This window comes from Pseudomonas sp. W22_MBD1_FP4 (assembly GCF_052113765.1).
In the GTDB taxonomy this organism is placed as follows: Bacteria; Pseudomonadota; Gammaproteobacteria; order Pseudomonadales; family Pseudomonadaceae; genus Aquipseudomonas; species Aquipseudomonas sivasensis.
The window spans coordinates 58,638-79,822 of sequence record NZ_JBGQOI010000017.1; the positions used below are offsets into that span (position 1 = coordinate 58,638).

Sequence of the window (21,185 nt, forward strand, 5' to 3'; positions counted from 1 at the left end):
GAAGGTTACTGTGATTGCAAACCTACCGCCGTACGCGGCATGCCCACAAAACCTGGCAGGGCCTCAATACTGGCAAGCCAGGCGCGCACCTTAGGGTAGTCGACCAGCGACACATTACCTTCCGGCGCATGGGCCACGTAGGTGTAGAACGCGATATCTGCAATGCTCGGCTGCTCGCCAGCCAGGAAGCGGGTTTCGCTCAGTTGCCGTTCCACCAGTTCCAACAAGGCATGGGCGCGACTGATGGCGGCCGCCGCGTCCACGTCGGCGCCAAATACCGTGGCCAACCGTGCAGTCGCGGGCCCGGCATGCAGCTGCCCGGCAGCCGCCGACAACCAACGCTGTACACGCGCCTGCCCCACCGGGTCGCTTGGCAGCCAGTGGTCGTTGCCGTATTTCGTGGCGAGGTAGACCAGGATCGCGTTGGAGTCCGCCAGCACCGTGCCGTTATCGTCAATCGCCGGCACCTGGCCGAAGCGATTGATCGTCGCTGTGAAATCAGCGGATTTATGGGCGCCTTGCTTGAGGTCCACCAGGATGAATTCGGTGGGCAGCCCCAGCAGGGACAGCATCAGCTCGGCCCGATGGGAATGGCCGGACAGTGGAAAACCATAGAGTTTGATCGCAGGCTGGGACATGTAAGGCTCCAAAAGGTGGGGGTTCCGACACCTGAGATGTTCCACCGCTGCGCCGATCAATGGAATCACCAGGTTTTACAATCCAGCATTTCACCCGGTGAAACAATCACTCGCCAAACAGTTCAATGATCAGCGTAAACAGCGTGGTCTTCACTGCGCTGTCCAACTCGGTCCAAGCCAACCCCGTGCTGGCCTGAAACGCTCCCAATACCAGCGGCCGCGACACGCAGTTGGCTGGCAACGCCCGCGCAGCCTGCTGCGGCAAAACGCCGACGCCCAACCCGGCACAGACCAGCGCGAGCATGGTGGTGAACTCGCCCAGCTCGGACGCGATCTGCAGCGGGATGCCCACGGCCTGGATAAATTCGTCGTAGAACCCCGGCGCATAGCGCCGCGCGAGGATGTACACCGGCACGTCGAGCAGATCGCCGGGCTGGATCGAATCCTGTGCGGCCAACGGATGATCCATCGGCAAGGCCACACAGAACGGCTCGCGCAACACCACACGGGTCTGCACACCGGGGTAGGCGGCGGGCAGGCGCATCAAGCCGAAATCGAGGCGGCCATGCTTCAACGCGGCGGCTTGATCGGGGCCGGGCATGTCCTTGAGTTCCAGCTCGATACGCGGGTAGCGCTGATGCACCGCGCGGATCAACTCGGGCAACAGTTGCGGCAATACCGACGACACAAAGCCCAGCCGCACTCGGCCGATTTCCCCACGGTTGGAGGCCCGCGCCGCCTCCGCCGCCCGCGCGGCCTGGTGCAGGGTCGCCTGGGCTTCCGGCAGGAACACCCGGCCGGCATCGGTCAACGTCACCGAGTGCCGATTGCGGTCCAGCAGGCGTACGCCCAAGCCACTTTCGAGTTGCTTGATCTGCATGCTCAGCGCCGGTTGCACAATCGACAACTGCCCCGCCGCCCGGCCGAAATGCAGCTCCTGGGCCAGTACCACAAAGGCGCGCAAGTGCTTGAGTTCCATCCAGCCCTCCTGGTTATCACGGATATTGATCAGCCGATCATAAATGAACATTGGACCTGCGCCCTACACCGAGGTGAAGTTAAGCCCATCAGACAGCGTTTTGATTATCACAAGCGCGCGCGGAGAAATATGCCCATGCAAAGCGTTCTAGACACCTTTCGCCTCGACGGCCGGCTGGCGCTGGTCACCGGTTCCAGTGCCGGTATCGGCCTGGCCATCGCCCGTGGCCTGGCCCAAGCGGGCGCACGGGTGGTGCTCAACGGGCGTAACCGCAGCACATTGCGTGACGCCGCCGCCCTGCTGACCCTCGAAGGCCTGGAGGTGCACACCCAGGCCTTCGACGTGACCGACAGCGCAGCAATCCAGGACGGGGTGGCAACGATCGAGGAACGCTTCGGCCCCTTGGACATCCTGGTGAACAACGCCGGTATGCAACGCCGTGGGCCGCTGGAAGACTACAGCGAGCAGCACTGGCGCGAACTGATCAGCACCAACCTCGACAGCGCCTTCCTGGTGGGTCAGGCCGTGGCGCGGGCGATGATTCCGCGCAAACGGGGGCGCATCATCAATATCTGTTCGGTGCAAAGTGAATTGGGCCGCCCGGGCATCGCGCCGTATGCGGCGAGTAAAGGCGCGTTGAAGATGTTGACCAAGGGCATGGCCATCGACTGGGGCCCGCACGGGCTGACGGTCAACGGTATCGGCCCCGGTTACTTCAAGACCGAGTTGAACGCCAACCTGGTGGCCAACCCCGAATTCAGCGACTGGCTGGTGCAGCGCACACCGAGCCGCCGCTGGGGCGACGTCGCCGAGTTGGCCGGTGCAGCGGTGTTTCTGGCCAGCGATGCCGCAAGTTTCGTCAACGGTCATATCCTGTATGTCGACGGTGGCATCACCGCGTCGCTGTAACCCTGGAGAACCTTATGCACGCCATTGTCTGCCACGCCTCAAAAGACCTGCGGGTGAGCCCCCAGGACGAACCCCCTGCTCTGGGGCCCGAGCAACTGCATGTACGCATCGCCCGCGGCGGTATCTGCGGCTCGGACTTGCACTATTACCAGCACGGCGGCTTCGGCACTGTGCGCCTGCGCGAGCCGATGGTGCTCGGCCATGAAGTATCGGCAGTGATCGACGCCGTGGGCTCGGACGCCGGCCAGTTCAAGGTCGGCCAGCGCATTGCCGTATCGCCGTCACGCCCGTGCGGCGCTTGCCGCTATTGCCATCAAGGCCTGCCCAACCATTGCCTGAACATGCGCTTCTACGGCAGCGCGATGCCCTTTCCGCATATCCAGGGCGCGTTTCGCCAGAGCCTGGTGATCGAGACGCATCAGGCACATGTGCTGGCCGATCACGTCAGCCTCGCCGAAGGTGCGCTGGCCGAGCCGTTGTCGGTCGGGTTGCATGCGATCCAACGGGCCGGCGCGGTGTTCGGCAAGCGCGTACTGGTGACCGGTTGCGGCCCCATCGGCAACCTGCTGATCGGCAGCCTGCGCGCCGCCGGTGCCGCTGAAATCGTCGCTGTGGACCTGTCCGCCAGCGCACTGGCCTGCGCGGAAAAAATGGGCGCCACGCGCACCCATAACATCGCCGACGGCATCGATGCGCTCAAACGCTACACCGCCGAGAAGGGTTACTTCGAGGTGATGTTCGAAGTCTCCGGCAGTGCCCAAGCCCTGCGCAACGGCCTGGACTGCATCGCCCCGCGCGGCGTGCTGGTCACTGTCGGATTGGGCGGTGAAGTGTCGCTGCCGCTGAACCTGCTGGTCAGCCGCGAGATCGACCTGCGCGGCACCTTCCGCTTCCACAGTGAGTTTGCCCAGGCGGTGGACTTGCTCAATCGCCAGGTCATTGATGTACGGCCGGTGATCTCCCATACGGTGCCGTTCGAGCAAGCCGTGCAGGCGTTTGAACTGGCAGCGGACAAGACCCAGGCGATGAAGGTGGTGCTCGATTTTGGTGTGGCGGAGGTGGATTGAAGCGGTGGGCCAGATAACCTGAGGTTGCCTGATCGACCGCCATCGCCGGCAAGCTGGCTCCCACAGGGGCTGGTTTGTCAGCGCTCTTCCAGTCGCTCGCGCAAAAAGCGGTGGCTCACCGAAAACAACCGCCGATAGGTAAGCAACACCGCCCCTACCGTGCCCAACGCCGATGACGCGGCGATCAAGAACATGATCACGATTTGATACCGCACCGCGTCCACAGGGCTCTCTCCGGCCAGCACTTGGCCGGTCATCATGCCGGGCAGACTGACGATGCCGACCACGGTCATCTGGTTCAGCGTGGGGATCATCCCGGCGCGCACGGCCTGGCGAATGGCTTCCTGGGCGGCTTCCCAGCGTGAGCCGCCGAGGGCCAGGATCATTTCGATGGTGTTGCGGCCCGAGGTAAGTTCCTGGGTCATGCGCTCAATCCCTAAGGACACGCCGGTCAAGGTGTTGCCGAGGATCATGCCAAGGATCGGGATCGCGTATTGCGGCTCGTACCATGGGTGAATGCGGATCACCGCAAACAAGCCCACCGCCGTCACCAGCCACGAACTGCCCCACACCGACAGAATGCTGTCGACCCGCTGCCCCCGATACGTACGCCGCCCACGTCCCGCCGCCGAAAGCCCGGCGATCAGGGTCATGGCGCACATCAGCGGCAGCACCACGTACCAATAGGCGAATTCAAACACCCAGCCCAGCAGGTAACCGATGGCCAGCAGTTGCACCACGGTGCGCACCGCCGCCCATAACAACTGGCGTCCAAGGCCCAGGCGCAGCAGCAACGACAGCGCGCCGTTGACCAGGATCAGCGACGCGGCAATGCCCATGTCCAGGGCAGTGAGGTTTTGATAATTCATGGTTGGGCCGCTCCGCTGAGGACACCGGCACTCATGTGCAAGTGGATGTCACTCATGCGCTGTGCCTGATCCAGATCGTGGGATACCCAGATATAGGCGCGGGACTTGTTACCGGCGAACCAGGCGTCGATCAGCGCTTCCACGTCACGGGATGACGCAGGGTCGAGGGCGGCGGTTGGCTCGTCGAGCAACAGCACTTCGGGGTTCAGTTGCAGTGTGCGGATCAGCGAGACCACCTGGGACTCACCGCCCGACAGGTCCAACGCGTTCTTGGTCAAAAAATCCGCCGCCTTGCCGGCATGCCCCAACAAGGTCGTCACCACGCCCTGGTCAAAGCGGCGTTGGTGGAGCGTCTTGAGACTGAACGGGAACCTGAGGTTGTCCTCCACCGTGCCTTCGAGCAACGCCGGGCGTTGAGACAGGTAGCTGATATGGCTGCGGTAATGGGGGATCTGCGCGTTGACGATCGGCTGGTTATTCCACAGCACTTGCCCGGAACTCGGCGTATCGAGCAAAGCCAGCGCACGCAGGAAGACGCTTTTTCCAGAGCCCGATGAGCCGGTGATGGAGACACGGTCGGCGCGCTTCAAGGTGAAATCCGTGGGTTGCAGCAAAGCCACCTGGCGACGCTCGTCGATACGCGTGAGGGCGCGGGTTTCTATCAGGGCGCTCATGGACGCGGTATTCCTCTTAAAACCTGTTGGGCGCAATGGTGAAGCAGGCGCAGGAAGTTTTCATGAAAAAATTCAAACTATCGCCACCCACGTTGTTCAGAAACTCAGGTTCAACGTTAAGTAGGAGACGACATGCAATACCGACAACTGGGCCATTCGGGCCTGCTGGTATCCGAAATCATCCTCGGCACCGTGCCCTTTGGCGGTCGCGCCGAGTTTGAAAAATGCGGATCGGTGGACGTGCCCCAAGCCAAGCGCATGTTCGATATCGCATTCGATGCCGGGGTCAATATGGTCGACACCGCCGACCTCTATTCCCACGGTCTGGCCGAAGAAGTGGTCGGCAAGGCCCTGGGTGACAAACGCAACGATATCCTGCTGGCCACCAAGGGCCGCAGCCCGGTAGACAGCAACCCGAACAACTCCGGCTCCTCGCGCTACCACCTGATTCGCGCCTGCGAAGCCAGCTTGAAGCGCCTCGGTACCGACCACATCGATCTCTACCAATTGCACAACTGGGACGGCATGACGCCCATCGAGGAAACCCTCGAAGCCCTGCGGCTGTTGGTGGGCTCGGGGAAAATCCGTTACTTCGGCACCAGCAACTTCACCGCCTGGCAGATGATGAAAACCCTGGGCAAGGCCGAACTGCACGGCATGCTCAAGCCGATCACCCAACAGATCTACTACACCCCGGAATCCCGCGAGGCCGAGTACGAGTTGCTACCGTTGGCCCTGGATCAGAACGTCGGCACCCTGGTGTGGGGGCCAATGGGCGAAGGCCTGCTAACCGGCTCCACGCGCCGTGGGCAAAAACCGCCGGCCAATACCCGCCAGGGCAGCGACTGGCCGGAACCCTACGTCCATGACCAGGAGCGTGCGCTGGACATCATCGAAACCCTCGCCACCGTGGGTGATGAACACGGCGTGTCGGTGGCGCGTACCTGCCTGGCGTGGCTCAAGGATCGTCCGGGGATTACCTCGCTGATCGTCGGCGCCCGCACTGAAGCGCATCTGCGCGACAACCTCGCGGCCACCGAACTGAAACTCACCGACGAACAGTCCTCGCGTATCGAAGCGGTGACACGGCGCCAACCGTTGTATCCGTACTGGCATCGTTTTACGGCCGGCATTGATCGCTTTGATCCGGCGGAGCAGCCGTTCCTGGCCGAGCATCAGAAAACCATGGATGCACGCAAAGACAAGTAACCCCTGACCCCCTCAACGCCTGGGCGACAGCCCCACTGCGCACGCCACCAAGGCCGGGTCACCCTGGAAGCGCGCCGATGCTGGATTGGGGCTGTCAGCAACGCGCAAGGTCGGCCGCTTACCCACGCGTATGCGAGGGGCAGGATCGACGATCCCCATGCAATGCTGCAGCGCGATAAAGTCCGGCAAGTGCGGCACTGAGAGGTGCAAGGTCGGCTGATTGCCCGCTACCAGCACATGCGGTGTGCATTGCCCATCGTAAATCAGCGTGTGACGAATCAACGGGTTGGCGTGGCAGTACTCCAGCAGGTTCTCCTGCGGCGAACTCACCAATGCGCTGTTGATGATCAACAGGTCGAATGCCACGCCTCCCGAACGCGTCAGCACGCGCAACTCATCGAACGAGCTCAAGGGCGCGATGCGGTGATAGCCCATCAGGTTGAGCATCTTCTCAATCCTGATCCGCTGCTGAAGGTCAGCATCGGCAATCAAGAGGCGGAGCGTTTTAGTGGACATAGGGTAAACCTGACAGTTGGGCAGCAACGTCGATCATTCAACGGTGCACACGGTAACCGTCAGCAGGAGCGCATGACTTTAAGACGATTCTTAAACCCTATCGGGGGCGCATACCTGATTTGCAATCGTGCGCCACACTGCCTATATTTCCCGCCTGGCGCTCTCTACGCCACCTTCCGCGGAAAGGGCTGCGCCCAAGACACTCAAGCTTCACCTCATTTCTACGACTCCCAACCTTAAAGCGGAAAAGGTCTGTGCAAGGAGATCGTATGTCGCAACGCCCCCTATCTTCCAACACCGATGGCCGTCTCAACCTTGAGCAGCAGCGCAAGCGCGCCAAGGAACTGTTGCGGCACCTGAAAAGCCAAGACCCGGGTGCCACACTGTCCCAGGCCCAATGGCAGGTGGCCAAACAACTGGGTTTCAGCAGTTGGCCCAAGCTCAAGGCCCATATCGACGCCATTGACTTCGCCGCCCGCCATCCCGACTTTGCAGCCAGCGATGAAGCGCGCACCACCCACTGGCGCTGCGGCAATGACATCGCCCATAGCCTGCAGGTGGCGGGGTTCAAGGGCCGGTTCCACATGCTCAGCGACCCGCTGTGCATGGGTCCGGTGCGTGATCTGCCCAGCCCGGCATTTCGTGCGATGCGCAGTGCCTTTATCAGCCAAGCCTTTGCCATCAATGAGACGGATGCAGCGCGCCGCGTCGACGATGAATACAACCACCTCGAAACCCTGGCCAGCGCCGAACACAGCGTGTTGTGGTGTGAGGCAGATGCCTATGACCAGTTGTTCCTGATCCGCGCCTTGGCCGGTCTTGAACAAGCACCGGGCAAACTGGAGCTGATCGAGGTGGACCGCATTCCCGGCGTCGAGCGCTTTATCGGCATCGGCCAACTGGCGCCGGACGTGCTCGCCTGGCTCTGGCCGCAACGCAGACTGATCGGTGACGAGGCCGTGCAACTGGCCAAACAGGCCTGGGCGGCCTATTGCGACAGTTCACCCATGGCATGGGCAGCGTTGGCCCACGGCAAACACCCCGCCCTGCCCTTGCTTGCCCCGGCGCTGTTGCGCCAGTTGCAGGAATTGCCGGGAACACACGATGGTCTGTCGCTGACCGAGCGCCTGTCCCTCACCTACCTCGCCGAAGCTGGGCCGTTGCCGTTCGGTCGCGTGTTCGCCGAATTGATGGCCAAGCGCGACCCGCTGCCGTCCATGGGGGACATGATGTTTCAGGTGCTGTTGCGGCCATTGATCGATGGCGACAAGCCGTTGCTGACCGAGACAGACCCACAAAAACCATGGCCGCAACGCATGTTGGCGCTGACCCCCTTGGGGCAGGACGTGCTCCATGGCCGAGCCCATTGGCCCGACCATGCAACGCATGAGCGCTGGGTCGGCGGCGTGCGTATCACACCTGGCCAGCCGCACTGGATGATTGATCAGGATCTGAACCCTGTCTGGAACACCCAGTAAAAAAGCCCGCCGTGCATCACACACGGCGGGCTTTTTTGTGACCGATTACCCTTAAGGCAACGGCTCGAACTTCAACGCGCTCAAAGGCTGCACCTTGTCCTCGCGCACCATCTTGTACTCGGTGTTCGGGCCGATCCAGCGCTCCCAGATCGCGTCGATCTCCCCGGCCTTTTCCATCGCCATCAGCGACTCATTGACCTTGGCCAAAAACGCCGGCTCGTCGCGGCGCATACCGGCACCAATCGGCTCCAGGGCCATCGGTTCTTTGGCAATCGCCAGTTCCACACCACCGGCCTTGGCCTGATTGACCAGCTTGAGGGCGGTCATGGTGTTGGTCACCAGGCCCACAACCTTGTTCTGTTGCAGGGCCATGTAGGCCGAGCCAGTGTCCTGGAAGGTCACCGGGGTGGCGCCAGCAAGGCGGATCGACTGTTCGGAGGTCGAGCCCTTGGTGGAGCTGATGCGCTTGTCCTTGAAGAAGCTTTTCGGCTGGTCGGCATTCGCCGCGCGCACCACCAGGGTTTCCTTGGCGATGTAGTAAGGGTCGCTGAACTGGATCTGGTCGGCGCGGGTCTTGGTGTAGGCCAGGTTGGCGAAGATCACATCGACACGGCCCATTTTCACTTCAGGAATACGCGCTTCAACCGACAGTGGCTTGAGTTCCAGGGCTACGCCAAGCGTCTTGGCCAGGGCTTTGCAGAGGTCGACGTCCATGCCGACCAGCTCGCGGGTTTTCGGGTCCGGTGCGGAAAATGGCGGGACGTCGGCGTACACCCCACAGCTCAAGGATTGCTTGGCCATGATGTCGCTCAGTTGGTCGGCTTGTGCGACCGCGATTGCCAGTGGCCCCAACGCCAGCGCAGTAAACAGATGCTTCATACCCATGGGAAATCTCCAGAAAGTTGGACCAGCAAAATGGCAGAGGGAGCAAAACCGCCGCAGCTCAATGGGCCCGCAGGTCGGCGATGAAACGTTGCGCTCGCGGGTGCGAGGGCTGGGTGAAGAAGGCCTCGGGGCTGCTCTTTTCCAGAATCTGCCCCGCATCCATAAACCAGATGGTGTCGGCCACTTCGCGGGCGAAATTCATCTCGTGGGTCACGCACATCATGGTCATGCCGTCCTTGGCCAAGCCCTTCATCACGCTCAGCACTTCGCCGACCATTTCCGGGTCGAGGGCACTGGTGGGCTCGTCGAATAGCATCACCGGCGGCTCCATCGCCAGTGCGCGGGCGATTGCCACGCGCTGCTGTTGCCCGCCGGACAACTGCGCCGGGTAGGCACCGGCCTTGTGGGCCAGGCCGACACGGTCGAGCAGTTCCATGGCTTTTTGCTTGGCCGCCGCGCCCTTGAGGTTGCGCAGTTTGTTGGGGGCCAGGGTGATGTTTTCCAGCACCGACAGGTGCGGGAACAGGTTGAAGCTCTGGAACACAAACCCCACGCGGCTACGCAGGCGGTTGATCTGCGCGTCGGTGCCGTGAACGTCCTGGCCGTCGAACAGGATCTGGCCGGCCTGGATGTCTTCCAAGCGATTGACCGTGCGAATCAAGGTGGATTTGCCCGACCCCGAAGGGCCGCACAGCACCACCACTTCGCCGGGTTGCACTTCGGCCGTGATGTCAGTGAGCGCCTGGTACTCGCCGTACCATTTATTGATTTTCGAAAACATGATCATTGGATGCATGAGCGCAGCCCTCTTCAATTATCGGTGGCCAGCAACGGTTGGCCAGGCAGGGTTTGCCCTCCGTCGCCCAGGCGCTTGCGCGCAATGCGCTGTTCCACATAACCGGCCAGGCGGGTCAGGCCGAAACACAGCAGGTAGTAGATGATCGCCAGGATGAAAAACACCTGGAACGGCTTGGTCAGCAGTTGGTTGTTGACTTGGTTGGCGGCAAACGTCACCTCCTGCACGTTGATCACGTAGCCCAGTGAGGTCTCCTTGATGATCGAGATGAACTGGCTGATCAGGCTCGGCAACGCGTTGTACAGTGCCTGGGGCAGGATCACCCAGAGCGTGGTGCGCACGTAGCCCAGGCCAAGGGCGCGGGACGCTTCGTATTGCCCACTCGGCAAGGCCTGGATGCCGCCGCGAATGATTTCGCACAGGTAGGCGCTCTGGTAGATCACCAGGGTGCAGAGCATGGTCATGAAGCCGGTGATGTTATGGCCGATCAGCAACGGCACCAGGAAGTACGTCCAAAAGATCACCATCAGCAACGGAATACCGCGCAGCACGTAGACCCACACCGTGGCGACCCAGTACAAACCTTTCCACGGCGATACCCGCGCCAGCGCCAGCAGCAAGCCGAACGGGAACGCCAACAGCAATGCCAGCGCGGCCAGGATCAGGGTGCTCGCCAGGCCACCCAATGGGCCGTGGGGGTATTGACCGATGAGGAACAACGTCCAGTTGTTCTGCAGGATTTCAACGATATCGAACATCGCCATCTACCTCGCCAGGGCTTTGCTGAAGTGCCGAGCGAGCAACGCCCCGGCGCCCATCAGCAGCAGTGAAAACACCAGGTAGAACACCGTGGCCACCAGGTACGACTCGAAGGTGCGGAACGTATAGTTCTCCACTTCGCGGCTGGCGTAGGTCAGCTCCATCACGCCAATTGCCATGGCCAGGCTGGTGTTCTTGAACAACAACACGGTGTGGTTGATCAAGGACGGAAGGCAGTTGCGCACTCCCTGAGGCAGGATCACGTAGCGCATCGAGCGCACGTAGCCCAATCCCAGGGCTCTGGACGCTTCGGTCTGCCCGGCCGGAATGGCGCGCAGGCCGCTGCGCATGTCTTCACAGAAATACGCGGCCTGGCACAAGCCCAGGGCGATCACCGAAAACAGGTATTCGGTGTTGTGGTTGGCCAGCCACAGTTGCGCGGATTCGCTGAGCAACGTGGGCACGCCGAAGTACCACAGCATCAGTTGCACCAGGGTCGGCACGTTGCGGTGGTAGGACACGTACCCCGCCACCAGACGGTCGGCCAGCTTGTTGCCGGTCAGGCGCACCGTAACCAGCGTCAGCGCCAGCACCATCGCCAGCAGCCAGGCGAACAACGCCAGCTGCAAGGTCATTTCGATGCCCTTGACGATCAGCTCGGCATACTCGCCTTGCAGAATCGCGGCCAAATCGAAGTCTTGCTTCATGGTCAATCCCTATCGGCATTGGGCTAGGGCAGAAATCAAAGTCACCCGGCGTGGCCGTGGCGCGGTGCAGCAATGACGGATCGATCCGTTCTGTTTTAGAGGGCTGGTTTCAGCCCTGATAATCCTGAGGTCGCGCGGTAGAAAGCCCGCCCGGCACTTGCAGGGTGGGGGTGATTTCCATATGCCCGACGTTGACGGCAATCGGCGCGGCAATCGCGAAGGCAATGGCGTTGGCGATGTCTTCGGCCTGGGGCAATTCAAAACCTTCGACGAAGCGTTTGTAGGTCTCCTCGGAGTCGCCATGCACATGGGCAAAGATGTCCGTGGCCACTCGGCCTGGGCAGATCTCGGTAACCCGCACGCGCTTGCCGAAGGCATCAATGCGCAATTGACGCGAGAGCATGCTCACCGCGGCCTTGGTCGCGTGGTAGGTAGAGTTGCCGCCAAAGTTGTAGGCCGCTGCAATCGAGCTGATGTTGATGATGTGCCCGCAGTCGCGCTCGACCATCCCCGGCAACGCCAGGCGCGCCAGGTGCAACACCGCGCGAAGGTTGACGTCGATCAGCAGGTCGATACCGTCGGCATCGGCCTTGAGCAAGGAGCCGGGTTTATCGACACCGGCGTTGTTGACCAGGATGTCGAAGGTGTTTTCGGCGAACAACCGAGTCAGGCCGGCAATATCGGTCACGTCGATGGCGTGGGGAATGCAGCCGGTCTTTGCCGCCAGTGCCTGCAGCTTGTCGGCACTGCGGGCCAGGGCATGCACCTGCACGCCTTCCTGGCACAGACGCTCCACAACGGCGGCACCGATGCCCGATGAGGCGCCGGTGACCAGTGCGGTTTTGTAGTCGGAAAATGGCATGGGGTGATCCTTGTGTCGCGGGTTATGGTTCGACTCTATCCAGCCTTCAGGCGCTGGACCAAGACGCGATGATTGTGTGGCGATAAGGCCTGCTTATGACGCCGCCAGCAGCTGGGAAATCGGGGTAATCCGCCCGCCCAATTGCTCGATTTCCTGGCGAATGGTGCGCGCCAGGTCGACCGCACCGGGGGTATCGCCGTGCAGCAGGATCGAGTGGGCCGGCACCCGCAGCACCTTGCCGCTCAGGGCGGTCACGGTGCCCTCCTCCAGCAACTGCCGCACCCGTTGCAAGACTGCCGCAGGCTCCTTGATCACCGAGCCCTCGACCTTGCGTGGCACCAGCAGGCAGTCATCGTCATAGGCGCGGTCGGCGAGGAACGTCGTGGCAACGCGCAGACCACATTTTTCGGCCGCGCCTTCGATGGCGCGGCTGCTGGAAGAGCTGATGATCAGCGTGGGGTCGAACGCCGCCACCGCCCGCACTAACGGCTCGGCCAGCGCCACATCGGCGGCGGCCATATTGCCCAGGGCGCCGTGGAAGCTCATATGGGTCATGCGATGGCCATTCACAGCCGCCATCCCGGCCAGCGCACCGAGCTGGTAGATCACATAGGTGGCCAGTTCCTTGATCTCGATGTTCATTTGGCGACGACCGAAGCCCATCAAATCCGGGAAACCCACGTGCGCGCCCAGGTCGATGCCACCGGCTTTTGCCAGGCGTACGGTGGTGTCCATGATCAATGGGTCGCCGGCGTGATAACCGCAGGCGACGTTGGCCGAGGAAATCAGGCTCATCAGTGCTTCGTCCTCGCCCATGCGCCACGGGCCGAAGCCTTCGCCGAGGTCGGCATTCAAATCGATCTTCATACCGGATACTCCAGGCCCAGAAAGGCTTCGCCGTAGCCGACGGTGGTGCCGCACGGCACGCGTATATCCACGACCTTGGCGGCTTTCGGGCTGCGCTGAGGCAGCAACAGCTCACCCACTTGCAGCACGGCCACCAGTTGACCGGCGCTAAGCTGATCGCCCACAGCCACGAACGGCTGGTTTTGTTGCGGATGAGTCAGCAGCAGACGACCCAGGCCGGTGGTGCGCAGCACCTTGTCATCCACTGCCGCAGCCGCGACTGGCGTGACCACACTGACGGCAGGCGCACCGCGCTTGAGGGTCAGGTGCACGCCAGGGCTGCTCATCTCTGCGCCAGCCAAGTGGTGTTCCTTGAGCCACAGCGCCAGTTGGCGAATCTCTTCAAGCGTCATGCTTTCACTCCTTGACGGTGCAGCTCCACCAGACGGCTGACTTCACGCAGGTAACGTCGATTGGTTTCCAAGGCGTCAACGGCCTCTTCATAACTGCACTCGATAAAGCGCACTTTGCTGCCGATCGGCGCCTGCCCCAAACGCCATAGGTCAGCCTCGATCACGCTGCCGAACTTGGGGTAGCCGCCGCTGGGCTGCGCGTCGCGCATCTGGATGATCGGCTGACCGCCATGGGGCACCTGGATCACGCCGGGCACGATGCCGTGGGAGCGAATTTCCATCGGTGCGATGGGCAGCAGCGGTTCACCTTCCATGCGGTAGCCATAGCGATTGCTCTGGGTGGTGATCTTCCACTCGCCAGCCCAGAACGCGGCGCGGGAGGTTTCCTGGAAGCGCTCGTATTCAGCGGCGGGCAACACGCGCATCGCGGGCACGCCGTCTACCTGTAACGGCAGCGAGAGACTGGGCGCCAAAACGCCGAAGTCCAGCGCCAAGGTGCTGAGGCCTGGTCGCAAGGCAGCGAGTCGATCGCCCTGCTGCAACGCCCGGCCGTCCAAACCACCGAACTCGCCACGTAATTGCGTGCTGCGTGAACCCAGCACCGACGGCACGTCCACGCCCCCCGCCAAACACAGATAAGCGCGACTGCCAGACGTCGGATAACCCAGGCTCAACACTTGACCCTCTCGCCCTTGGAAAACCCAGTTCGGCGGCAACGGCTGGCCGTCCAGCGTGGCGTCGCAGGCGGCGCCGGTCAGGGCAAAGGCGCAGTCCTGCAGCAGGCGAACTTCAAACGCAAACAGCGGGATTTCAATCGCAGCAGCGTCTTCGGGATTGCCCAGCAGCAAGTTGCCCAAGGCCAGGGCCAGATGGTCCATGGCGCCCGAGGTACCTACGCCGTAACCCAGGCTGCCGAAACGACCGAGGTCCTGCACGGTGGCCAGGGCGGTGGCCGATAGAATCTCGATCATCGAATGATCCTCTCGATGCGCAAGCGCAGGAAATCACCCGGCCGCAAGATGGCAGGCGGGGTTTGGGCGGGGTCGAAAAATGCCATCTCGGTGCGGCCGATGGTGTTCCAGCCGCTGGGGCCGGCCGAGGCGGAGACGCCCGTCTGCACGCCGCCGATGGACACAGAGCCCGCACCGATATTCAGCACCGGCACCTGGCGACGGGGCGTGGCCAGGCGTGGGTCCATGCCACCGAGGTAGCAGTAACCGGGGTGGCTGCCCAGGGCGTACACCGGGTACAGCGGCTCGCAATGCAGGTTGGCAATGGTCTCGATATCCAGCCCGGTGTGGGCGATCACGTCTGCCATGTGCGGGCCGAATTCGCCGCCGTACACCACCGGCAACTCGACAATTCGCCCTTCCAGAGGCAGCGGTTGGCTCTGTTCCCAGGCATCCAGCAGGCGCTGGCACACGCTGTTGAGTTCACGGGGCGGCGTGAGGAACGTCAGCATCAGGTTGTTCATGCCCGGCACGGCTTCGTGGATTTCCGGCCATTCGCCCGCTTGCAGGGCCAGGCGCCAGATACGCTGCTGGGGGGCCAGGTCGAGCTCGCCCGGCGCCTCGAACAGCAACGCGCTGGAGCCCAGCAGGCTGATGGAAGGTGCGGTGTTCATGTCGGGCTCCTTTGCTGCAACCAGCGCTCCAGGTGATGAATGTCGACACCGCCGGCGCAGAATGCCGGATCGTCGAGAATGTCTCGGTGCAACGGGATATTGGTGCTGATGCCGTCCACGATCATTTCGCTCAGGGCCAGGCGCATCCGCGCTAACGCCTCTTCCCGCGTGGAGCCGTGGGTGATTACCTTGGCCACCATCGAGTCGTAGTACGGCGGGACGCGGTAGCCGGTGGTGACATGGGAATCAACCCGCACGCCAAATCCGCCGGGCACTTCCCAACGCTGAATCAAGCCGGGTGTGGGCATAAAGGTGATCGGGTCTTCGGCGTTGATCCGGCACTCCAGGGAGTGGCCGTTCAACTGCACATCCTCCTGGCGCAAGCCCAACACTTCGCCGCGGGCCATGCGCAGTTGCTGCTGCACGATGTCGATGCCGGTGGTCATTTCAGTGACCGGGTGTTCGACTTGCAGACGCGTGTTCATCTCGATGAAAAAGAACTCGCCGTCTTCGTACAAGAACTCAAACGTGCCCACACCGCGATAGCCAATCCGGCGGCAGGCCTCGGCGCAGCGTTCGCCGACCTTGGCGATCAATGCCGGATCGATGCCCGGTGCCGGCGCTTCTTCCAACACTTTCTGGTGGCGGCGTTGCAGGGAACAGTCGCGGCAGCCGAGCCAGATCGCATGGCCGTGGGCATCACACAGCACCTGGATTTCCACATGCCGCGGGTGGCCGAGGAATTTCTCGATATACAGCTCCGGGTTGCCAAAGGCCAACCGCGCCTCTTCACGGGTGAGCGCGATGGCAGCGAGCAACTCGGCTTCGGCCTGCACCACGCGCATGCCGCGACCACCGCCACCACCAGCGGCTTTGACGATCACTGGGTAACCGATCTCGGCAGCGATGGCGAGAATGCTGGCGTCGTCGGTAGGCATTGTCGAATCAGGCCCCGGCACGCACGGCACACCGGCTTCACGCATGGCACGCTTGGCGGCCACCTTGTCGCCCATGGTGCGGATGCAGGCTGCGCTCGGGCCGATAAAGGTCAGGCCGGCGGTTTCGATGCGCTCGGCAAACCCGGCGTTTTCCGAAAGGAACCCGTAGCCAGGGTGGATCGCCTGGGCGCCAGTGACCTTGGCGGCGAACAGCAACGCGGTCTGGTTGAGGTAGCTCAGGCCTGGCGCGGCCGGACCGATGCACAGCGATTCGTCAGCGTTTTGCACGTAGTGGGCGTGACGGTCCGCTTCGGAAAACACCGCCACGGTCTTGATGCCCAGGCCATGGCAGGCACGCTGAATGCGCAGGGCGATTTCGCCACGGTTGGCGATCAGCACTTTGTCGAACATTGGATTCACCTGAATAACGAATACGCGTAAGGGTCAACCGAGCCGGAACAGCGACTGGCCGGCGTCGACTTCAACCCCGGCCTCGACCAGGATCTCAACCACCTGGCCCGCCACCTTGGCCTTTACCGGGTGGAACATCTTCATCGCCTCGATCACCGCCACGGTCTGGCCGGCCTCGATGCTTTGCCCCACGGTCACAAAAGGCGGCTCACCGACGGCGGGCGTCAGGTGCAGCACGCCATAAAGGCTGGCTTTGACTTCAACGGCGCTGGCAGCCGGTGCAGCTTTGGGGGCTGCGACCACGGTGGGTGCAACGCTGGTAGTCCCCTGCCCCGCCTGCTTGAACAGCCGCAGCGTGCTGTCGCCTTCGGTGAGGCTCAGTTCCAGCAGATCGGATTCGGCCAGCAAATCCATCAACCCCTTGATACGTGCTGAATCCATGTATGGCCCCTGCCTGTCGAGCGTGTCTTGAGTGGATGAGCCCAATCTACCGAGCCCCTCGAAACGCGGCCAAGACGCTTTGGCTTTGGGGTGATAAGCCGACCTTATGACGCCTCACACGGCGCTGCCACGCATCTGCGCCACCAGCTCCAGCAGAATCGCCTTGACCGCCTGGGCCGGCACGGACAACGGCAAATGCCCGGACAGGCACAACGCCAACGGCGCCTCCACCTCGGGCTCGACGATGCGGCACATATGCACCGAAGGGTCCGCGGCCATGACCCGCGCCGACGACTCAGGCAGGATGGTCGAACCGAAGTGGTCGGCCACGGCGGCGGTGAGCGTGGTGGACGATTCAATCTCGGCCACTACCCGCACACCCAGGCCGATACGCAGGAAGGCTTCGTCCACCATCCGACGCATGACGTTGTAGGGGCGCGGCAACAGCATGTCCATGTCGGCCAACTCGGCCAGCGGGATGTCTTCGCGACTGGCAATGGCCGGGTCGGCACTCACCAGGTACAGCGGCTCGCGCAGCAGCGAGACAAAACTCAAACCATGCACCTCCCGCCCGCCGTAAAGCACGGCCATGTCCATGCGGCCGTTCATGATCAGTTCGCTCAACGTGGTGCCGAAGTTTTCATTGAGGTACAGCAGGATGCCGGGGTGACGTTCGCGCACGGTGCGCAGCAACGGCAGCGACAACGTCGACGCCGCCGTACCCGGCGCCAGCCCCACCGACACCTGCCCGGACAAGGCATGGCCGGTGGCATTGATATCGCTCTGAGCCTGTTCGCACTGGCGCAGGATAATTTGCGCATGGCCATACAACACCTTGCCCGCCTCAGTCGGCGTCACGCCGCGCTTGGTGCGGATCAGCAATTGTTGTTGCAACTCGGCTTCCAGGGTTGCCAGTTGCTGACTCAACGCCGGTTGCGCCACATGCAACACATCAGCGGCCTGGGTCATGCTGCCGATGTCGACCAGTTTTACGAAATACTTCAAACGGCGCAGGTTCAAAATGGCGGTGCTCATGTAAGGGACAAGTGATGCCTTAAATGTGGGAGGGGGCTTGCTCCCGATAGCAGTGTCAGTGGATGCATCTGTGGCTGACACACTGCTTTCGGGACCAAGCCCCCTCCCACATTTGGATTTGTGTACACCTGGCAGGTTTGCAAAAGACAGGCCACCCGCATAACCAGCCATAAGGCTTTGCTATGGTTGCTCCTGATCCCCCACCCAAAGCACCCGCTCGGAGCAGCCAGGCCTGGACGCACCTGCTTGGTGCAAGCCCAGCCATAAGCACTGCCTATCAACCCAGAACAAACTCGTCTTATGGCCCCCTCGCCCGGCCCTCGTACTGTGACGCCATCAACGCCATCATCGAGGAACGCCCGTGACCGCCTCCCGCATCGCCGCCCGTGTGCAACGCATCAAACCATCGCCCAGCAGCGCCGCGTCCGACCGCGCCAACGAGCTGCGTCGCCAAGGCCAGTCCATCATCAACCTGGTAGTGGGCGAGCCGGATTTCGATACACCCCCCCACATCCGCCAAGCCGCCAGCGCGGCCATCGAGCGCGGTGAAACCCGTTACACCCAAAACGCCGGCACCCCGGAACTGCGCCAGGCCATCGTCGATAAACTGGCCCGCGAGAACGGCCTGAGCTACACCGCCGCCCATGTACTGGTGACCAGCGGCGCCAAGAGCGCGATCTTCAACGCCTTCGCCGCCACCCTAGGCGCCGGTGATGAAGTGCTGATCCCTGCGCCCTACTGGGTGTCGTACCCGGACATGGTCCTGGCCTGCGAAGGCGAGCCGGTGACCCTGGCCTGCCCGGAACACAACGGGTTCAAGCTGACCCCAGCACAGTTGCGCGAAGCGATCACCGAGCGCACCCGCTGGCTGCTGCTCAACTCACCGAGCAACCCCACCGGCGCCAGCTACAGCCACGCCGAACTGCGCGCCCTGGCCGACGTGCTGCTGGACTATCCGCAGGTGCTGCTGATGACCGATGACATCTACGAGCACATCCGCTTCGACGGTCTGGACAACCCACACATCCTGGCCATTGAACCGGCCTTGAAGGACCGCACCCTGGTGGTCAACGGCGTGTCCAAGACTTACGCCATGACCGGCTGGCGCATCGGTTATGCCGCCGGCCCCGCCGACCTGATCGGCGCCATGGCGACCCTGCAATCCCAGTCCACCAGTAACGCCTGCTCAGTCAGTCAGGCGGCGGCATTGGAAGCGCTCAACGGCGACCAACACTTCGTCAAACACAGCGTCGAGGTGTACCAGCAACGACGCGACCGTTGCCTTGAACTGCTCAATGCAATCCCCGGCCTGAGCTGCCGCAAGCCGGACGGCGCGTTCTATCTGTATGTGAACTGCGGCGGTCTGCTAGGTAAAACAACCGCCGAGGGTAAAACCCTCAACAGCGACAGCGAAGTGGTGATGTACCTGCTCGAAAGCCAGGGCGTGGCGGTAGTGGCGGGCACGGCCTATGGCCTGGCACCGTTCTTTCGCATGTCGATTGCTACCGACATCAGCACCCTCGACCAAGGCTGCGCGCGCATTGCCGCTGCCGTTGCCGCGTTGCGCTGAGGATCGACGATGACCGCGGCGGCCCACCCTCCCCTGAGTTTCAAGCAAGCCTTGCTGGCGATGATTGGCATCTCGTTGGTGCTGATGCTCTCGGCGCTGGACCAGACCGTGATCGGCAACGCGTTGCCGAGCATCGTGGCCGAGCTCAACGGCTTTGAACTCTATGCATGGGTTGCCACTGGTTATCTGTTGGCGTCCATCGTCACCATCCCGATTTTCGGGCGGCTGGGGGATTACTACGGGCGTAAGCCGTTCGTACTGGCCGCCACGTTGATCTTCACTCTGGCGTCCCTGGCCTGCGCCCTGGCCAACGACATGCTGGTGCTGGTGATCGGCCGTGCGTTGCAGGGCATTGGCGGCGGCATGTTGATCGGCACCGCGTTCGCCTGTATCCCCGAACTGTTTCCCGACACCCGCCAGCGCCTGCGTTGGCAGATGCTGTTGAGTGCGCTGTTCAGCGTGGTCAATGCAATCGGCCCGGGGCTGGGGGGCTATCTCACCGGCGCCTTCGGCTGGCGCTCGGTGTTCTATATCAACCTACCGTTGGGCTGCCTGGCGCTGTTGATTGCCTGGCGTTTCCTGCCGTGGTATCGCCCGCAACAACACAGCAGCATTCGTCTGGATTGGCCCGGCGCACTGTTGATCGCGCTGGCGTTGGGCAGTCTGCAATTGTTTGTGGAATGGCTGGGGCATTCGAGCCTCGCACTCAGCGCGGCGTTAGGTCTGGGGTGCATCGCGGCGATCATTGCGTTGTGGCACTGGGAGCGGCGTTGCCCGCATGCGTTGTTGCCGGCCGCGCTGTTCACCCTGCCGAGCCTGCAACTGCTGTTCACGCTGTCGGTGGCCGCCGGGGCGATCATGTTTTCGCTGCTGTTTTACCTGCCGCTCTTACTGCAAGGCGCCTACGGGTATTCGCCTCAGGACGCCGGTGTGTTGATCACACCGCTGGCGTTGAGCATCACCCTCGGCGCCATCGTCAACAGCCGCATCGTGACCCGTTTGCGCAACCCAAACTGGTTGCCGCTGGCCGGTTTTGTCGCGTTGTTGCTGGCGTGCCTGGGGTTGGCAGTGGTCGGACGAAGCGCGTCGTTCAATGAGTTGCTTGGCTTGATTCTACTGGCCGGGTTGGGCCTGGGATTCATCCTGCTCAACCTCACGGTATTCACCCAGACCCTGGCCGAACGGCAGTTCCTCGGCATCGCCACGGCGCTCACTCAATCCCTGCGTCTGGTGGGCGGTTTGCTCGGCACTGCCGGCATGGGCGTGCTGGTCAACCTGCTCTACAGCACCCATCTGCAACGGGTGTTTCTTGCGGCGGGCCACGCCGAGGGCATTGCCCTGTATGCCGACCCACAAGTGCTGTTGCACGCCAATCTCGACGCCACGCCATGGCTGGAGCTGGCCCGCGATGCGCTGGCCCAGTCGGTGGGCGTGGGCCTGCTGCTGTGCGCGGGGATTGGGGTGCTCGCCCTGTTCATCCTGTACCGCTTACCGCCGGTGCGACTGCACGTCGTGCCGGCCACCGTTGCTCCCGCTCCTGAAAAAAAATAGAAAACTTT

Annotated in this window: 23 protein-coding genes; 6 read left to right on the plus strand and 17 right to left on the minus strand. The window is 62.5% G+C overall.

Going from position 1 to position 21,185, the window contains the following annotated elements; translation table 11 throughout:
* Positions 1–5: 5 nt before the first annotated feature.
* Positions 6–638: a glutathione S-transferase family protein gene (locus ACEN2T_RS21030; protein ID WP_122765554.1), complete on the minus strand. Its 633-nt coding sequence runs from the start codon at positions 636–638 to the stop codon at positions 6–8.
* A gap of 106 nt (positions 639–744) precedes the next feature.
* Positions 745–1,617, minus strand: coding sequence for a LysR family transcriptional regulator (locus ACEN2T_RS21035; RefSeq protein ID WP_122765568.1), 873 nt, complete (start codon positions 1,615–1,617; stop codon positions 745–747).
* 135 nt (positions 1,618–1,752) lie between these two features.
* On the opposite strand from ACEN2T_RS21035, the gene ACEN2T_RS21040 reads away from it, so the two are divergent.
* On the plus strand, positions 1,753–2,526 hold the full coding sequence (locus ACEN2T_RS21040; RefSeq protein ID WP_032887279.1) for a glucose 1-dehydrogenase: 774 nt from the start codon (positions 1,753–1,755) through the stop codon (positions 2,524–2,526).
* Between the two features lie 14 nt (positions 2,527–2,540).
* A complete protein-coding gene (locus ACEN2T_RS21045) occupies positions 2,541–3,593 on the plus strand; it encodes an L-idonate 5-dehydrogenase (protein ID WP_181640613.1) in 1,053 nt (350 codons plus the stop codon).
* Between the two features lie 77 nt (positions 3,594–3,670).
* On the opposite strand, the gene ACEN2T_RS21050 is transcribed toward ACEN2T_RS21045, so the two are convergent.
* Complete coding sequence (locus ACEN2T_RS21050) at positions 3,671–4,462, minus strand: ABC transporter permease (RefSeq protein ID WP_099600917.1); 792 nt, start codon at positions 4,460–4,462, stop codon at positions 3,671–3,673.
* On the minus strand, positions 4,459–5,136 hold the full coding sequence (locus tag ACEN2T_RS21055; protein ID WP_442117471.1) for an ABC transporter ATP-binding protein: 678 nt from the start codon (positions 5,134–5,136) through the stop codon (positions 4,459–4,461). The genes ACEN2T_RS21050 and ACEN2T_RS21055 overlap by 4 nt, the downstream gene beginning before the upstream one ends.
* A 132-nt stretch (positions 5,137–5,268) precedes the next feature.
* On the opposite strand from ACEN2T_RS21055, the gene ACEN2T_RS21060 reads away from it, so the two are divergent.
* Entirely contained in the window at positions 5,269–6,345 is a 1,077-nt protein-coding gene (locus ACEN2T_RS21060) for an aldo/keto reductase (RefSeq protein ID WP_181644343.1), read from the plus strand.
* A 12-nt stretch (positions 6,346–6,357) separates the two neighbouring features.
* On the opposite strand, the gene ACEN2T_RS21065 is transcribed toward ACEN2T_RS21060, so the two are convergent.
* The gene (locus ACEN2T_RS21065; protein WP_032887274.1) at positions 6,358–6,861 is read right to left on the minus strand and encodes a hypothetical protein; all 504 of its coding nucleotides are present in this window, start codon (positions 6,859–6,861) and stop codon (positions 6,358–6,360) included.
* A gap of 269 nt (positions 6,862–7,130) precedes the next feature.
* Here ACEN2T_RS21065 and ACEN2T_RS21070 point away from each other — a divergent pair, with 269 nt between their 5' ends.
* The gene (locus tag ACEN2T_RS21070) at positions 7,131–8,339 is read left to right on the plus strand and encodes a DUF1835 domain-containing protein (protein WP_442117472.1); all 1,209 of its coding nucleotides are present in this window, start codon (positions 7,131–7,133) and stop codon (positions 8,337–8,339) included.
* 51 nt (positions 8,340–8,390) lie between these two features.
* Here the strand turns inward: ACEN2T_RS21070 and ACEN2T_RS21075 are convergent, their stop codons facing one another.
* The 12 genes from ACEN2T_RS21075 to nac all read right to left on the minus strand — a co-directional run bounded on the left by ACEN2T_RS21075 (position 8,391) and on the right by nac (position 18,041).
* Positions 8,391–9,224 (minus strand): ABC transporter substrate-binding protein, encoded by an 834-nt coding sequence (locus ACEN2T_RS21075; protein ID WP_032887272.1) that lies wholly within the window; start codon positions 9,222–9,224, stop codon positions 8,391–8,393.
* A gap of 58 nt (positions 9,225–9,282) precedes the next feature.
* Positions 9,283–10,011 (minus strand): amino acid ABC transporter ATP-binding protein, encoded by a 729-nt coding sequence (locus tag ACEN2T_RS21080; protein WP_177434288.1) that lies wholly within the window; start codon positions 10,009–10,011, stop codon positions 9,283–9,285.
* A gap of 23 nt (positions 10,012–10,034) precedes the next feature.
* Complete coding sequence (locus ACEN2T_RS21085) at positions 10,035–10,778, minus strand: amino acid ABC transporter permease (RefSeq protein ID WP_032887299.1); 744 nt, start codon at positions 10,776–10,778, stop codon at positions 10,035–10,037.
* 6 nt (positions 10,779–10,784) lie between these two features.
* Positions 10,785–11,486: an amino acid ABC transporter permease gene (locus ACEN2T_RS21090; protein WP_095185631.1), complete on the minus strand. Its 702-nt coding sequence runs from the start codon at positions 11,484–11,486 to the stop codon at positions 10,785–10,787.
* 109 nt (positions 11,487–11,595) lie between these two features.
* A complete protein-coding gene (locus ACEN2T_RS21095) occupies positions 11,596–12,348 on the minus strand; it encodes an SDR family oxidoreductase (RefSeq protein WP_032887269.1) in 753 nt (250 codons plus the stop codon).
* Between the two features lie 93 nt (positions 12,349–12,441).
* Positions 12,442–13,215 carry a LamB/YcsF family protein gene (locus ACEN2T_RS21100; protein ID WP_099600913.1) on the minus strand — a complete coding sequence of 258 codons (774 nt, stop codon included), beginning with the start codon at positions 13,213–13,215 and terminating at the stop codon, positions 12,442–12,444.
* The gene (locus ACEN2T_RS21105; protein WP_442117473.1) at positions 13,212–13,607 is read right to left on the minus strand and encodes a biotin/lipoyl-containing protein; all 396 of its coding nucleotides are present in this window, start codon (positions 13,605–13,607) and stop codon (positions 13,212–13,214) included. The genes ACEN2T_RS21100 and ACEN2T_RS21105 overlap by 4 nt, the downstream gene beginning before the upstream one ends.
* Positions 13,604–14,578 carry a biotin-dependent carboxyltransferase family protein gene (locus ACEN2T_RS21110; RefSeq protein WP_442117474.1) on the minus strand — a complete coding sequence of 325 codons (975 nt, stop codon included), beginning with the start codon at positions 14,576–14,578 and terminating at the stop codon, positions 13,604–13,606. The genes ACEN2T_RS21105 and ACEN2T_RS21110 overlap by 4 nt, the downstream gene beginning before the upstream one ends.
* Positions 14,575–15,231 (minus strand): 5-oxoprolinase subunit PxpB, encoded by a 657-nt coding sequence (gene pxpB, locus ACEN2T_RS21115; RefSeq protein ID WP_442117475.1) that lies wholly within the window; start codon positions 15,229–15,231, stop codon positions 14,575–14,577. Before pxpB ends, ACEN2T_RS21110 begins: the two co-directional genes overlap by 4 nt.
* Positions 15,228–16,580 (minus strand): acetyl-CoA carboxylase biotin carboxylase subunit, encoded by a 1,353-nt coding sequence (gene accC / locus ACEN2T_RS21120; protein WP_442117476.1) that lies wholly within the window; start codon positions 16,578–16,580, stop codon positions 15,228–15,230. Before accC ends, pxpB begins: the two co-directional genes overlap by 4 nt.
* Before the next feature lie 33 nt (positions 16,581–16,613).
* Positions 16,614–17,021 carry an acetyl-CoA carboxylase biotin carboxyl carrier protein gene (locus ACEN2T_RS21125; RefSeq protein ID WP_032887263.1) on the minus strand — a complete coding sequence of 136 codons (408 nt, stop codon included), beginning with the start codon at positions 17,019–17,021 and terminating at the stop codon, positions 16,614–16,616.
* A 114-nt stretch (positions 17,022–17,135) separates the two neighbouring features.
* On the minus strand, positions 17,136–18,041 hold the full coding sequence (gene nac, locus ACEN2T_RS21130; protein WP_032887298.1) for a nitrogen assimilation transcriptional regulator NAC: 906 nt from the start codon (positions 18,039–18,041) through the stop codon (positions 17,136–17,138).
* Positions 18,042–18,417: 376 nt separating this feature from the next.
* Between nac and ACEN2T_RS21135 the strand changes: the two genes are divergently transcribed.
* Positions 18,418–19,626 carry an aspartate transaminase gene (locus tag ACEN2T_RS21135; protein ID WP_122756831.1) on the plus strand — a complete coding sequence of 403 codons (1,209 nt, stop codon included), beginning with the start codon at positions 18,418–18,420 and terminating at the stop codon, positions 19,624–19,626.
* A gap of 9 nt (positions 19,627–19,635) precedes the next feature.
* On the plus strand, positions 19,636–21,177 hold the full coding sequence (locus ACEN2T_RS21140; protein WP_099600909.1) for an MFS transporter: 1,542 nt from the start codon (positions 19,636–19,638) through the stop codon (positions 21,175–21,177).
* The last annotated feature ends 8 nt before the right edge of the window (positions 21,178–21,185 follow it).

What these genes read in the sequence shown, in the direction of transcription:
- ACEN2T_RS21030 (WP_122765554.1), bottom strand. Translation starts at nt 638, where the DNA reads ATGTCCCAGCCTGCGATCAAACTCTATGGTTTTCCACTGTCCGGCCAT.
- ACEN2T_RS21035 (WP_122765568.1), bottom strand. Translation starts at nt 1,617, where the DNA reads ATGGAACTCAAGCACTTGCGCGCCTTTGTGGTACTGGCCCAGGAGCTG.
- ACEN2T_RS21040 (WP_032887279.1), top strand. Translation starts at nt 1,753, where the DNA reads ATGCAAAGCGTTCTAGACACCTTTCGCCTCGACGGCCGGCTGGCGCTG.
- ACEN2T_RS21045 (WP_181640613.1), top strand. Translation starts at nt 2,541, where the DNA reads ATGCACGCCATTGTCTGCCACGCCTCAAAAGACCTGCGGGTGAGCCCC.
- ACEN2T_RS21050 (WP_099600917.1), bottom strand. Translation starts at nt 4,462, where the DNA reads ATGAATTATCAAAACCTCACTGCCCTGGACATGGGCATTGCCGCGTCG.
- ACEN2T_RS21055 (WP_442117471.1), bottom strand. Translation starts at nt 5,136, where the DNA reads ATGAGCGCCCTGATAGAAACCCGCGCCCTCACGCGTATCGACGAGCGT.
- ACEN2T_RS21060 (WP_181644343.1), top strand. Translation starts at nt 5,269, where the DNA reads ATGCAATACCGACAACTGGGCCATTCGGGCCTGCTGGTATCCGAAATC.
- ACEN2T_RS21065 (WP_032887274.1), bottom strand. Translation starts at nt 6,861, where the DNA reads ATGTCCACTAAAACGCTCCGCCTCTTGATTGCCGATGCTGACCTTCAG.
- ACEN2T_RS21070 (WP_442117472.1), top strand. Translation starts at nt 7,131, where the DNA reads ATGTCGCAACGCCCCCTATCTTCCAACACCGATGGCCGTCTCAACCTT.
- ACEN2T_RS21075 (WP_032887272.1), bottom strand. Translation starts at nt 9,224, where the DNA reads ATGGGTATGAAGCATCTGTTTACTGCGCTGGCGTTGGGGCCACTGGCA.
- ACEN2T_RS21080 (WP_177434288.1), bottom strand. Translation starts at nt 10,011, where the DNA reads ATGATCATGTTTTCGAAAATCAATAAATGGTACGGCGAGTACCAGGCG.
- ACEN2T_RS21085 (WP_032887299.1), bottom strand. Translation starts at nt 10,778, where the DNA reads ATGTTCGATATCGTTGAAATCCTGCAGAACAACTGGACGTTGTTCCTC.
- ACEN2T_RS21090 (WP_095185631.1), bottom strand. Translation starts at nt 11,486, where the DNA reads ATGAAGCAAGACTTCGATTTGGCCGCGATTCTGCAAGGCGAGTATGCC.
- ACEN2T_RS21095 (WP_032887269.1), bottom strand. Translation starts at nt 12,348, where the DNA reads ATGCCATTTTCCGACTACAAAACCGCACTGGTCACCGGCGCCTCATCG.
- ACEN2T_RS21100 (WP_099600913.1), bottom strand. Translation starts at nt 13,215, where the DNA reads ATGAAGATCGATTTGAATGCCGACCTCGGCGAAGGCTTCGGCCCGTGG.
- ACEN2T_RS21105 (WP_442117473.1), bottom strand. Translation starts at nt 13,607, where the DNA reads ATGACGCTTGAAGAGATTCGCCAACTGGCGCTGTGGCTCAAGGAACAC.
- ACEN2T_RS21110 (WP_442117474.1), bottom strand. Translation starts at nt 14,578, where the DNA reads ATGATCGAGATTCTATCGGCCACCGCCCTGGCCACCGTGCAGGACCTC.
- pxpB (WP_442117475.1), bottom strand. Translation starts at nt 15,231, where the DNA reads ATGAACACCGCACCTTCCATCAGCCTGCTGGGCTCCAGCGCGTTGCTG.
- accC (WP_442117476.1), bottom strand. Translation starts at nt 16,580, where the DNA reads ATGTTCGACAAAGTGCTGATCGCCAACCGTGGCGAAATCGCCCTGCGC.
- ACEN2T_RS21125 (WP_032887263.1), bottom strand. Translation starts at nt 17,021, where the DNA reads ATGGATTCAGCACGTATCAAGGGGTTGATGGATTTGCTGGCCGAATCC.
- ACEN2T_RS21140 (WP_099600909.1), top strand. Translation starts at nt 19,636, where the DNA reads ATGACCGCGGCGGCCCACCCTCCCCTGAGTTTCAAGCAAGCCTTGCTG.